Origin of the sequence: Chelativorans sp. YIM 93263 (assembly GCF_028767125.1) — a bacterium.
Classification (GTDB): Bacteria; Pseudomonadota; Alphaproteobacteria; order Rhizobiales; family Rhizobiaceae; genus Chelativorans.
The window spans coordinates 149,281-161,761 of record NZ_JAKCWP010000007.1 but is presented as its reverse complement, the minus strand read 5'-3'; the positions used below and the strand labels follow the sequence as shown (position 1 = coordinate 161,761).

Below are 12,481 nucleotides of genomic sequence, written 5' to 3'. Positions count from 1 at the left end.
TGAAGTTATTATCTCATGATGCAGCCGTCGGCAAAACCGGTGTTCATCGCCGTATCGCATCGGCTTGACAAAGCTGTCCCGGTATCGGCATGGGTTGGGTGAGGGGTGAATGCCGAAAGAAAAAAGAAATCCGAAAGGTCGAGAGAAGCCGCCTGTTGCCGTTGTCGGCGCGGGTATTGTCGGCGTTTCGGCGGCGATTTGGCTGCAAAGGGAAGGCCATCGGGTCGTTCTTGTCGACCGTGGTGAACCGGGTGAAGGGACAAGCTACGGCAATGGCGGCGTGCTGGCCTCGTCTTCCATCGTGCCGATCACCGTACCGGGGCTCGTGCGCAAGGCACCGCGCATGCTTTTTTCTCCCCGCCAGCCTCTATACCTGAAGTGGTCTTATCTGCCGCGTCTTGCTCCGTGGCTGAGGCGCTATCTTTCCCATTGCACGGTGGAGGAGGCATCGCGCATTGCATCCGCCCTTGCGGCGATCGTCGGTGACAGCCTCGCCGATCATCAAGCGCTTTCCGATGGCACCGGGGCGGAGAAATGGCTGAAGCCATCGGACTACGTTTTTGTCTACGATAGTCCCGCACAATTCAAGAATGATGCCTTTGGCTGGAGCTTGCGAGATAGGCACGGCTTCTCCTGGGAGGAACTGGAACGTGAGGCTCTGCACGCCTACGATCCCTCGCTCGGCGCCCGCTTCGGCTTCGCCGCACGGCTGGGCGGACATGGGACGATCACGGATCCCGGCCGGTATGTTAAGGCCCTTGCTTCCCATGTGCTCGCCAACGGAGGGGATCTGATCCGTGGTGAGGTAAGCGATTTCGTGCGGGACGGTGAAGGGATCGTCGGCCTGCGCATCGGTGGCGAGACTCTCGGCTGTTCCGCCGTCGTTCTGGCCACCGGTGCATGGTCGAAACCGCTGTGCCGGAAGCTGGGCCTCGATGTACCGCTCGAAAGCGAGCGCGGATATCATGTGGAGCTTTGGGAGCCGAGCACGATGCCGCGCGCGCCGTGCATGGTCGCGGCGGAGAAATTCGTCATGACACCGATGGAAGGCCGGTTACGCCTGGCCGGGGTTGTTGAGTTCGGCGGCCTGGCGGCAAAGCCTTCCACCGCGCCGATAAAGCTTCTCATGCGAAGCGTAGAGGCTGCACTGCCGGGCATCACCTGGAAACACGAAACCGAATGGATGGGGCACAGGCCCGCGCCGGCGGATTCCATTCCGGTAATTGGTGAGATTCCCGGTGTCAAAGGCGTTTTTCTCGGCTTCGGGCACCACCATGTCGGCTTGACAGGTGGACCAAAGACAGGGCGGATATTGGCGCAACTCGTTTCTGGGCAAAGGCCCAATCTAGACCTTGCCCCCTATGCTCCTTCTCGTTTTCAATGAGAGGGGTCTACGTTGGGGAACAATTGACAGTGAACACTGCAACAATGGGAGAATGACCTCATGAGATACACTGCAACGCTTCTCGCCGTGACGGCTATGGCCGGCACTACCACGTTAGCCCATGCCGAGACGTGGGACATGCCGATGGCCTATCCGGCGAGCAACTATCACACCGAGAATGGCGAGCTGTTCGCGCAGTGTGTGGCCGACGCCACCGAAAACAGCCTGGAAATCATCACCCACGCCAACGGTTCGCTGTTTGCCGGCAACGATATCAAGCGCGCCGTGCAGACAGGGCAGGCGCCGATCGGGGAGCGTCTGATCTCCGCGCACGCTAACGAAAACCCGCTGTTTGGCATCGACTCGGTGCCATTCCTGGCTACCTCCTTCGAGGACTCTGACAGACTCTGGGCCGTGGCGGAAGACACGATCAACTCGGTGCTCGAAGATCAGAACCTGGTCTATATCTATTCAGTGCCGTGGCCGCCTCAGGGACTTTATGTCAACAAGGAGGTCGACTCGGTCGAGGATTTGAGCGGCATCAAGTTCCGCGCTTACAACGCCGCCACCTCCCGGATAGCCGAGCTTGCCGGAATGGTGCCCGTTCAGATCGAGGCTGCTGAACTCAGCCACGCGCTTGCCACCGGCGTTGCCGATGCCTTCATTTCATCCGGCTCCACCGGTGTGGACTCGAAGGTCTGGGAGAGCCTGACTCATTTCTACGATGTCCGGGCGTGGTTGCCGCGCAATGTCGTTTTCGCCAACAAGGACGCATTCGAGGCGCTTGACGCCGACACCCAGCAAGCCATCTTGGATTGCGGCGCCGAGGCTGGAGCCGAAGGCACTGCAAAAGCGGCAGAGCTCACCGCGGGCTATCTTGAGACCCTGGCGGAAAACGGGATGGAGGTCGGCGACCCTTCCGATCAGCTCAGGGAAGAGTTCGCCGGTTTCGGTGAAACCATGACCGAAGAGTGGATCGAAGCAGCTGGCGAGGATGGTCAGGCTATCATTGAAGCCTACCGGGCCGAGTAGAAGTTGTTTGCGATCTGACGACGGACCGGCACGTGCCGGTCCGTTCGTAAAGCTCGAGGGGATCATGATATCTACCTTCAGGCGCACGCTGGACGCGCTCTATCGCGGCGCAGCGCTGATTGCCGCGTTCTGCCTCATCCTGATACTCCTGATCATCGTGCTGCAAATGCTGGCGCGCTGGACTGGAACGCAATTTCCGGGTTCAACCCAGTACGCCGGTTACCTGATGGCGGCAGCCTCGTTTTTTGCGTTCGCAAGCGCGCTGAACACCGGCGCACACATCCGCGTCACCCTGTTGATCTCCATGCTCGCCAAGCGGCGCTTCTGGGCCGAGCTATGGGGCTTGGCGCTTGGCACCCTCATCTCTTCCTATCTCGCCTGGTACACGGTGAAGACTGTCTACTGGTCCTATAGGCTGGGCGACGTCAGCCAGGGACAGGATGCGACCCCGCTTTGGATCCCTCAAATGCCCATGGCGATCGGCGCCATTCTGCTCGCGATCTGCTTTCTGGATAATCTCGTGACGCTGATCTTCACGGGAACTGACAACATCCGGAAGGCACCGTTCGAGCAGACCGCGGCGGAGTAAGACCTTTGGAAACCTTCTATGGCATCGCCATCTTTTTGTTCGTCCTTTTCCTGTTGCTCGGCAGCGGCGTTTGGGTCGGACTGGCATTGCTCGGCGTCGCCTGGGTCGGCATGGAACTTTTCACGCTTCGGCCCGTGGGGGACGCGATGGCGACCGTCATCTGGCGTTCAGCTTCGTCCTGGACGCTCACGGCCCTGCCGCTGTTTATCTGGATGGGCGAAATCCTGTTTCGTACGCGCTTGTCCGAAGATATGTTTCGCGGGCTCGCGCCATGGATGGCGCGATTGCCCGGCGGATTGCTGCACACCAATATCGTCGGCTCCACGATATTCGCCGCCGTTGCCGGCTCGTCCGCCGCGACGCTGACGACCGTCGGCAAGATGTCCATCCCGGAGCTTCGGCGGCGCAAATATCCGGAAAATATGGTTATCGGCACGCTCGCCGGTGCGGCAACGCTGGGGCTCATGATCCCACCTTCGCTCACGCTGATCGTCTATGGCGTCGCCATCAACGAATCGATTACCAAGCTTTTCATCGCCGGGATACTGCCCGGTATTATCCTGGCGGCGCTCTTCATGCTCTATGTCGCAGCGATGTCCAAGTTCCGCCCAAGCTATCGACCGCTTCCCGAGCCGCCGATGACCTTTAACGAGCGTTTGCGCAATTCGCGCTTTCTCATCCCGGTTCTTCTTCTTATCATTGTCGTGATCGGCTCGATGTATCTCGGGCTGGCAACGGCGACGGAGGCGGCCGCCATCGGCGTGATGGGCGCATTGGCACTTGCCGCGGCGCAGGGCTCGCTAACCTGGCGCAGCTTCACCGAAAGTCTCATCGGTGCGACACACACGTCCGCGATGATCGCCCTAATCCTTGCGGGCGCAGCGTTCCTGTCGCTATCCATGGGTTTCACCGGTCTGCCCCGCGCAGCGGCGGAATGGATCGATTCGCTCGGGCTTTCGCGATTCGAATTGTTGATGATGCTGCTGGTCTTCTACATCATCATCGGGTGCTTCCTCGATGGCATTTCGGCCGTCGTGCTCACCATCGCCGTGGTGGAGCCGATGATCCGCCAGGCGGGCATCGACATCATCTGGTTCGGCATATTCATTGTCGTGGTTGTCGAGATGGCGCAGATCACGCCGCCCATCGGTTTCAACCTTTTCGTGCTCCAGGGCATGACGGGGCACGAAATGAATTACATCGCCCGCGCCGCTCTGCCGATGTTCGTTATGATGATCGCGATGGTGTTTCTGCTTATCGCCGTTCCGGACATCGCAACATGGCTGCCGGATAATATGCGGCAGGTGGGCGGGGGTTGAACCGTCTGCCGCGTCTGAACTCGGCTACTTCGGTGCCATCCTGATGGCTCCATCGAGCCGGATCGTCTCGCCATTGAGCATCTGGTTCTCCACGATATGGCACGCCAGCGCCGCATATTCCTTCGGTTCGCCCAGACGCGAGGGGAACGGCACTTGTGCTCCGAGCGATTCTTGTGCTTCGGCCGGCAGATTATCGAGCATGGGAGTGCGGAAGATTCCGGGGGCAATGCTGACAACGCGGATGCCTGCCCGAGACAGATCGCGCGCAATCGGGAGTGTCATTCCCACGATACCGCCCTTGCTCGCCGAATAAGCGGCCTGCCCGATCTGCCCGTCGAAGGCGGCCACCGAGGCGGTGTTGACGATCACGCCGCGCTCGCCGCCTTCCTCCGGCTCGCCCTCCTGAGCGAGGGCCGCGAAGAGGCGGATCATATTAAAGGTGCCGATCAGATTGACCTCAATCGTTCTGCGAAAAAGCGCGAGCGAATGTGCGCCCTCCTTACCGACAGTGCGCCCGGCCGTCGCAATGCCTGCGCAATTTACCAGAACGCGCGGCGTTCCGAGTTCCGTCGAAATGCTTTCAAAAGCGGCCTCGCCCTGCTCGCCATCCGAGATGTCGCAGGCAATCGCAAGCCCGCCGAGATCGGCAGCCACCGCTTCTGCGCGGTCGGCATCGAGATCGATGATCGCCACGCGCGCGCCGCGGCGGCCAAGGGCACGGGCGGTCGCCTCGCCCAATCCAGAGCCGCCTCCGGTTACCACCGCCACAATGCCTTCCGGCTTCATATTTTCTCTCCGTTCCTTCGCCGCAGGTCAGATCTCAATGACGCGATCCGAACCTGTATAGAGCTCTTCCACCCATTCATGCCGGTTGCGCAGGACTGCACGCTGATTGACCGAACCCTTATCGGTCATCTCGCCCCGATCCATCGATGGAGGCGGATCAACGAAAATCATGCGCTTTATCCGTGTGGAAGAGCCGGTATTGTTGGCCGCGAGACCTTTCAGCTTTTCCTGGAAATGCGCACGCACGGCAGGGTGGGTGAAAAGGGCGTTGGGATCCTGTGCGGAATCGACACCGGCAAGCTGCGAAAGACGATCGGTATCCGGAAACACCAGTGCGCCAATATAGGGCCGATCCGCGCCCGCGATTGCCACTTCCCGCACCACCTCGCCAAAGTAGTTGATGAACCCGGTTCTCAGCGCTCCCGTGCTGACCCAGGTGCCGGTATCCAGCTTGAAGTTTTCCGCCGTACGCCCGTCAAAGAAGAACCCGGCTGTCAGGTCGTCAGGATCCGCGAAACGCAGCGCGTCACCGAGACGATAATAGCCCTCCTCATCGAAGGCTTCGACAGTGACCTCCGGAGCATTCCAGTAGCTCGGCGTTATGTTCGGGCCTTTGAGACGGGTGTCCAGCTTTCCGTCAAAGGGTACCAGCTTGAGCGAGACTCCTTTGCAGGGCAGTCCGATATTCCCTGCCTGCTCCTGCGGCCAAGTGCACATCAGCGCGGCCGGCGCCGTCTCTGTTGCACCGAGGCCTGTGCCGAGCAGCACCCGTTCGCCGGTCGTCTCGGCGGCCAGCCGCTCAAGCGCGTCCCAGGTATGTTGGGCCATACCCGCCCCCGCGTACCAGAGCATTTTGAGATCCTTGAAGAAGTTTTTCCGGAGTTCGGCATCTGCTTCCAGATGCGGGATCAGGACTTCATAACCCTTTGGGACATTGAAGTACCAGGTCGGGGCGATTTCCTTCAGATTGCGTACCGTCATTTCAATGTCCTTTCGTGTCGGCCGCCCGTCATCGATGTAGAGCGTTCCGCCATTGAAAAGTGGCATGTAGAAAAGCTTGTTGCCGCCAGCTGTGTGATGCCAAGGGGCCCAGTCGACGAGCATCGGGGGCTCATCCTTGAAGTAGGTATAAGTCTCCCGAACCATGGTCTGGTTTGAGCAGATCATGCGGTTGGAGTTGATGACAGCCTTCGGCGATCCCGTCGAGCCGGATGTGAACAGGAATTTTGCGATCGTATCGCCCGTGACGGCCCGGCAGGCCTCGTCAACGGCCGGCGAGGGATCAGTTGCAAGCGCCTGGCTGAAATTCTCCTCAGGAGTGCGCGCACCCTTCGTGTAAAGGCGCGCGATTTCCGGCGCCACCGTGTCGATCGCCGGCCCAAAACGTTCCGCATCACTGGCAAAAACCAGTCCGGGGCGGATGGCGCCGAAGGTTTCGCGCAGCCGCGTGAAATCGTCCGAAAGCAGTGAATAGGCAGGCGAGATAGCTGCATAAGGAATGCCGATATAGACGGCCGCCAGGCTCAGCAGTGCGTGCTCCAGATCGTTTCCCGAAAGGATGGCAAGTGGCGCGGACGACGAAAGCCCGCAGTCCATCAGAAATTGGCCAAGCCGCCGTGCCTTTTCAAGCGCATCGACATAGCTCAGCCGGCGCCATTCTCCATCAGGGCCGCGATCGGCAAACAACGTCCTGTCAGGCGCGTGCCGCGCCCAATGCTGGAGCATGTCGGCAATACGTTCAGGATAGTCCGGCAGCGGATCAGATTGCTCGATATAGATGCTGCCGTTCTGCCCGTGGCGGACATCGATCTTCGGCGTCCAGCATCGCACTGGACGAACGGGCGCCTGGCCTTTGGCGCCTGGAACGGCATGCCTCATCAGATCCTCCCTAAGAAGCCACGCGTTTTTCTCTCGCAGAAGCTCCTTGACTCCCATAAACAAGTTCGTTCAATAATTAATAATTCAAAAGTGTATAGTGTCAAACGCGATCGTTGGCGCATAGGTCGGAGAATGCATGCCGTTCGTTGAATACGAAACCATTGGCGATATCGCTGTGCTTACGCTCAATCGTCCGGAAAAGCGCAATGCGATGTGCGATACGATGCTCGCCGATCTTGGTGCTGCCGTGGATCGCGCGGCCGACGAGGCGAAGGCCGCAGTGTTGCGGGCGGAAGGAAAACACTTCTGCGCGGGGCTCGACCTTGCCGAGCATGCCGAGAAATCCCTCATGGACGGGGTTTCAGGTTCTCGCAAATGGCACGCGGTTTTCAGTCGAATCCAGCGCGGCACAGTTCCGTACTTTGTTGCGCTGAGCGGAGCGGTGATCGGCGGCGGCCTTGAGCTCGCGTCCGTAGGGCATGTGCGCGTCGCGGCGCCGGATACCTATTTCGCATTACCCGAAGGACAAAGAGGCATCTTTCTCGGCGGCGGCGGCTCGGTAAACGTCACGCGGTTGATGGGTGTGCCCCGCGTTATGGACATGATGCTGACAGGCCGAGTCCTCTCCGTCGAAGAGGCGGAGCGCTTCGGAATCGTGAATTATCTGGCTGCGCCCGGAAAGGCGTTCGACAAAGCGATGGAACTTGCGCGTGTTGCCGCGGGCAATGCGCCGCTCTCCAATTACCTCATCATCAACGCTCTCCAGCGCATTCACGACAGCGGCTATGACGAGGGGCTCTTCTTCGAGTCCGTGGCTGCTTCGCTGACCCAGGAAACACCCGAGGCGCGCGAGCGGCTTCGCGCGTTTTTGGAAAAGAAGTCGGCCCCCATCTCCGCTCCCAATGGTAGGGAGATCAGAGAATGAGCGCAGCCGTCGAGGCCGATGTTTCTCCGGATCGCGATCCCAAGGCCGGCTTGTCTTTCGGTCCGATCGAGGAATCGATCGGCTTTCTTCTTCGCATCGCTCAGCTGACGGTGTTCGAGCGCACTTTCGTCGAGTTGCAGCGCCGGGACGTCAAGATCGGCGAATTCACCATTCTGCTTGCAATCTTCGAGAACCCGGGCGTGCGCCAAGGGGTCATAGCGGATGTGCTCAAGATCAAGTGGTCGAATATGACCAAGCTGGTCCGCTCCCTTGAGGAGCGCGGTCTGGTGGAACGTATCGTACCCCCGCACGATCGCCGCTCGATCGAGTTGCATGTGACGCAGGGGGGGCGCAATTTCATCGAGGGCTTCACACCGCTCATGGAAGAAGCCGACAGGAAGGCACTTTCCATGCTCTCGAACGAGGAATGCGTTCAGTTGCTGGCGCTGCTCAGAAAAGTTTCGGGATGGCCGTCGCTAACAACGGGAGGCCGTGATGTTTGATCCGGACGCCTTTATCGCCATCGATTTCCACACACATGCGGAGGAGCCGTGCGGAACCCATGTGGATGACGGCTATCCGGAGTTTCAAGCTGCAATGGCCAAGTATTTCGGCGCGCCGTCCGAGTACCCGCCTACACTGCCGGAGACGGCCGCCTACTTCCGTGAGCGCAAGATCGGGGCCGTGATCTTTCCTGTCGACTCCGAACGGGAGACCGGGTTTCGGCGCTATAACAACGAGGAAATGGCCGAGCTGGCCGCCGAGCATAGCGATGTGCTCATTCCCTTTGCCTCGATCGACCCGGCCAAGGGCAAGATGGGTGCGCGCGAGGCACGGCGTCTGGTCGAGCATTTCGGGATTCGCGGCTTCAAGTTTCACCCCACGATGCAGGGGTTTTATCCAAACGACAGAAGCGCCTATGTGCTTTACGAGGCGATCGCCGAAGCGGGCGTGCCGGCGCTCTTCCATACTGGGCAGACTGGCGTCGGCGCCGGAATGCGCGGCGGCAACGATATGCGGCTTAAATACTCCAATCCCCTCTATCTGGACGATGTGGCCGCCGAATTTCCGGATATGCAGATCGTGATGGCGCATCCTTCCTTCCCCTGGCAGGAGGAGGCGCTGGCCGTCGCAACCCATAAACACAATGTCTGGATCGACCTGTCAGGCTGGTCGCCAAAATATTTTCCACCGATCCTGGTCAAATATGCCAATTCGCTGCTGAAGCACAGGGTCCTCTTTGGCTCGGACTGGCCGGCAATCACGCCCGATCGGTGGCTCAAGGATTTTGAAAAGCTTGAAATCAAGGAAGAGGTCAAGCCGCTCATCCTCAAGGAGAACGCGAGGCGTCTGTTGAATATTTAAGCGTCTTGCGGAGGGTGGCCGGACGACATGCATGCGTGGAGCAACACGCAAAGGAGGAGGAGAAACCAATGAAACCATTTACTGTTGCCCTTGGCCTGGCTGCAGGTCTTTACCTGTCTGCCGGAGCACTTGAAGCGGAGGAACTGAGGCTGGGGCCTGGCGCGCCGCCAACCCATCCGGCCCATACGCCGCTCTATTCCACCCTGACAGAGGAATTGCCGAAGGAAACAGGCGATGCCTTGACTGGGCGCATTCTGGGACCCGAAGTTGCCAGCGTCGGCAATATGAAGGGAGCGCTCCAATCGGGCGTGGTCCAGGTCGGCAATCTGCTGCCACTCTATTTTCCCGGCGATCTACCGAACGCCGCGCTCATGGGCGATCTCGCTTTTCTCGGCCGCGATCCGCATGTGATGGGGGCAGCCATGACCGAATACGTGGTCACCTGCGAGGATTGCCAGGCCGAGTTCGACCAGCTTGGAGCCGCCTTCGCGGGGGCCGGATCTTCCGATGTCTATGTTCTGCTCACGACGAAACCGGTCCGCACACCGGAAGATCTCAAAGGTTTGCGCTTGCGGAGCGGCGGTTCGCCCTTTGCCCGTTGGGCGGAATATGTTGGCGCCTCACCGGTCAACGTTCCGGTCGGCGATACGTTTGAAGCCATGTCTCAGGGCGTGATCGACGGCACGATGGGATCGGCGGCAGACCTGACTTCCTATCGGTTGGTCGACCTTGCTGAGTACGTAATCGATCTTCCGCTGGGGACCTATCACGCGACTGTCAACTTCGCGGTGAATTCCGATGCCTGGCGCTCAATGTCTCCGGACGAGCGCCGTGGCTTCATGCGCGCCGCCAACAAGGCGAACGCCGCCTTCACGCAATCCTGGGGCTATGAGCGCTCCGACATTGCCCGCCAGGAAGCCGAGGAGGCGGGGTTGGAGTTCATTGAGCCGGATCAGGAGCTTTTCGACATAACCGATGCCTTCCTTGAGGAAGACCTTGAGGCTGTGGTCGGTATCGCCGAGAACCAGTACGGTATCGCCGATGCGGAAGCCAAGATTGAACGCTTCCAGGAGCTTGTTGAGAAGTGGACCGGCATCATTGACGGGGTCGGTCACGATCCAGATGCGATCGCCGAGGCGACCCAGAAGGAAATCTGGGACAACGTAGACTACGAAACCTATGGCATGTGATCGCCACCGGCCGCGCGGGTGATCGCGCGGCCGGTTTCTCTCGAAAAAGGGGGATCGCAATGCGCTCCCGCGTTCTCGTTCTGCTGCGAAACCTCACCGACCTGTTGGCCCTCCTCGGTGCCGCGGGCGTGCTTGCACTGCTCGTTCACGTGACCGCAGACGTCATCAGCCGGCAGCTTTTCGCGCGGCCAATCCCGGCCACGGTCGAGATCGCGTCGCGCTACTACATGGTTCTGATAGCCTTTCTCCCTCTGGCCTGGGCCGAGAGGCGCAATGAGATGATCGCGGTGGATGTGTTCTCGAGCATTTTCAGGGGGCCTTTCGATCGCATCAACAAGGTTTTCGTGCATGCCTTGAGTCTCGCTGCCTTTGCCTTTCTCGCCTATACGACCTGGTTTGCCGCGATCAGGGAATATGGGTCAGGGAGCTTTGTCCTCTCGCTCAGTGTCGCCGTTCCGATCTGGCCAGGGTACTTCATTCTGCCGCTTGGCTTTGCCCTCGCCAGTCTCATCTCCCTCCTGAAGCTTTATCTGTGCTTGACTGCCAGCGAGAATGACCCGGACAGTCTTGCCTTTTCCGAGTCCCACGATGGAGGATCTGACTCGTGAGCGTCTCCATGGGTCTTGCGGGCATTGCCGTCCTTCTGGTTCTGCTCGCCCTCCGCGTACCGGTTGCCGTTGCGCTGATCCTTGTCGCCTTCGGCGGGATCTGGCTGATGCTGGGCTTCCAGCCGGCGGTCGGCATTCTCACCACGACGCCGTATGATTTCGTGGCGAGTTGGACGCTTTCGGCCGTGCCGATGTTTCTCCTCATGGGTTTCGTTGCCTTTCATGCAGGGCTTACCACAAATCTTTTCTCCGCTGCGGACAGGGGGTTGCGGCGGCTGCCGGGTGGATTGGGCATGGCAGCTATACTTGCCTGTACCGGGTTCGCATCCGTGAGCGGATCGAGCCTCGCCTGCGCCGCGGCAATGGGGCGGATCGCCATTCCCGAGATGATTCGGGCGGGATACAAGCCGAGTTTCGCGACGGGCACACTCGCAGCGGGCGGCACGATAGGCGCGCTCATTCCACCCTCGATCCTGATGATCATCTATGGCGTTTTTGCCGAGACCTCGGTGACCAAGGTCTTTCTCGGCGGTATTTCCGTCGGCGTTTTGACAGCGGTGGTTTACTGCCTGCTGATTTTCGCGGTCGCGAAGCTGCGTCCTGAAATCATTCCTCCGTCCCCGGAGCCAGGTCCGGCAGCTTCGGATGTAAGTCTTCTAAGGGCCATCTGGCCGTTGCTGGCCCTCATCTTTCTCGTCTTCGGCGGACTTTTCAGCGGTGTGTTTACGGCTACCGAAGCCGGGGCAGTCGGTGCAGCCGGAGCGATTGTAATTGCTACCGTCACCGGAACGTTGACGTGGAACCGCTTTCGCACAGCTCTGCTCGAAACGGTCGGTACCTCGGTGACACTCTTCATCATCGGCGTGGGAGCGGTGATGTTTACGCGCTTCCTGGGCTTGAGTGGCACCGCCGGTTTCATCAGCACGGCGGTCAACGGTTGGGACCTCGGCTATCTGGAGTTGATGGTCCTCATCGTGGTCCTCTATGTCATCCTCGGCATGTTCATGGAGCCCTTCGGGGCAATGCTGATCACCCTTCCGATACTATTACCGCTGCTCAATGAGGCATCCATCAGCCTCGTCTGGTTCGGCGTGCTGCTCGTGAAGTTGCTGGAGGTCGGCATGATCACGCCGCCGCTTGGCATGAACGTATTTGTCATTCGAAACGTCGCTTCAAAATATGCAAGCCTCGGCGATATTTTTCGCGGCGTGATGCTGTTTCTCCTGGCCGATGTCGTGATCATTGCCCTGCTGATCGCTTTCCCCGAAATGGTGCTGACCTTTTCCGATCTCCTTGCGCGCTGAGAAGTGGAGGCGTGCGTGTGGCGCACGATAGCAGCAGGCGGCTCGCCATTTAAAGAAATGGTGCGCTGCAGCATCGTTGGTCTCTTTCGCAACGATTTATC

12 protein-coding genes are annotated in these 12,481 nt (G+C 59.6%); 10 read left to right on the top strand and 2 right to left on the bottom strand.

All coding sequences use genetic code 11. The features are described from left to right. The first annotated feature begins 109 nt into the window (after window positions 1-109). The 4 genes from LY631_RS15070 (at window position 110) to LY631_RS15055 (ending at window position 4,324) form a co-directional block, all read left to right on the top strand. Complete coding sequence (locus tag LY631_RS15070) at window positions 110-1,384, top strand: NAD(P)/FAD-dependent oxidoreductase (protein WP_274426409.1); 1,275 nt, start codon at window positions 110-112, stop codon at window positions 1,382-1,384. A gap of 60 nt (window positions 1,385-1,444) precedes the next feature. Continuing rightward, a complete protein-coding gene (locus LY631_RS15065) occupies window positions 1,445-2,416 on the top strand; it encodes a TRAP transporter substrate-binding protein (protein WP_274426408.1) in 972 nt (323 codons plus the stop codon). 64 nt (window positions 2,417-2,480) lie between these two features. Next, the gene (locus LY631_RS15060; protein WP_274426407.1) at window positions 2,481-3,005 is read left to right on the top strand and encodes a TRAP transporter small permease; all 525 of its coding nucleotides are present in this window, start codon (window positions 2,481-2,483) and stop codon (window positions 3,003-3,005) included. 5 nt (window positions 3,006-3,010) lie between these two features. Next, entirely contained in the window at window positions 3,011-4,324 is a 1,314-nt protein-coding gene (locus LY631_RS15055) for a TRAP transporter large permease (RefSeq protein ID WP_274426406.1), read from the top strand. Between the two features lie 24 nt (window positions 4,325-4,348). Here the strand turns inward: LY631_RS15055 and LY631_RS15050 are convergent, their stop codons facing one another. Both LY631_RS15050 and LY631_RS15045 read right to left on the bottom strand, forming a co-directional pair. Next, window positions 4,349-5,110, bottom strand: coding sequence for an SDR family NAD(P)-dependent oxidoreductase (locus LY631_RS15050; protein ID WP_274426405.1), 762 nt, complete (start codon window positions 5,108-5,110; stop codon window positions 4,349-4,351). Between the two features lie 27 nt (window positions 5,111-5,137). Then, complete coding sequence (locus LY631_RS15045; protein WP_274426404.1) at window positions 5,138-6,988, bottom strand: feruloyl-CoA synthase; 1,851 nt, start codon at window positions 6,986-6,988, stop codon at window positions 5,138-5,140. Window positions 6,989-7,124: 136 nt separating this feature from the next. On the opposite strand from LY631_RS15045, the gene LY631_RS15040 reads away from it, so the two are divergent. The 6 genes from LY631_RS15040 (at window position 7,125) to LY631_RS15015 (ending at window position 12,380) form a co-directional block, all read left to right on the top strand. Beyond that, window positions 7,125-7,913 (top strand): crotonase/enoyl-CoA hydratase family protein, encoded by a 789-nt coding sequence (locus LY631_RS15040; protein ID WP_274426403.1) that lies wholly within the window; start codon window positions 7,125-7,127, stop codon window positions 7,911-7,913. Next, complete coding sequence (locus LY631_RS15035) at window positions 7,910-8,416, top strand: MarR family winged helix-turn-helix transcriptional regulator (protein ID WP_274426402.1); 507 nt, start codon at window positions 7,910-7,912, stop codon at window positions 8,414-8,416. Before LY631_RS15040 ends, LY631_RS15035 begins: the two co-directional genes overlap by 4 nt. Continuing rightward, window positions 8,409-9,278, top strand: coding sequence for an amidohydrolase family protein (locus LY631_RS15030; protein ID WP_274426401.1), 870 nt, complete (start codon window positions 8,409-8,411; stop codon window positions 9,276-9,278). The genes LY631_RS15035 and LY631_RS15030 overlap by 8 nt, the downstream gene beginning before the upstream one ends. Before the next feature lie 68 nt (window positions 9,279-9,346). After that, entirely contained in the window at window positions 9,347-10,468 is a 1,122-nt protein-coding gene (locus LY631_RS15025) for a C4-dicarboxylate TRAP transporter substrate-binding protein (protein ID WP_274426400.1), read from the top strand. A 59-nt stretch (window positions 10,469-10,527) separates the two neighbouring features. Further along, entirely contained in the window at window positions 10,528-11,076 is a 549-nt protein-coding gene (locus LY631_RS15020) for a TRAP transporter small permease (RefSeq protein ID WP_274426399.1), read from the top strand. After that, entirely contained in the window at window positions 11,073-12,380 is a 1,308-nt protein-coding gene (locus LY631_RS15015; protein WP_274426398.1) for a TRAP transporter large permease, read from the top strand. Before LY631_RS15020 ends, LY631_RS15015 begins: the two co-directional genes overlap by 4 nt. The last annotated feature ends 101 nt before the right edge of the window (window positions 12,381-12,481 follow it).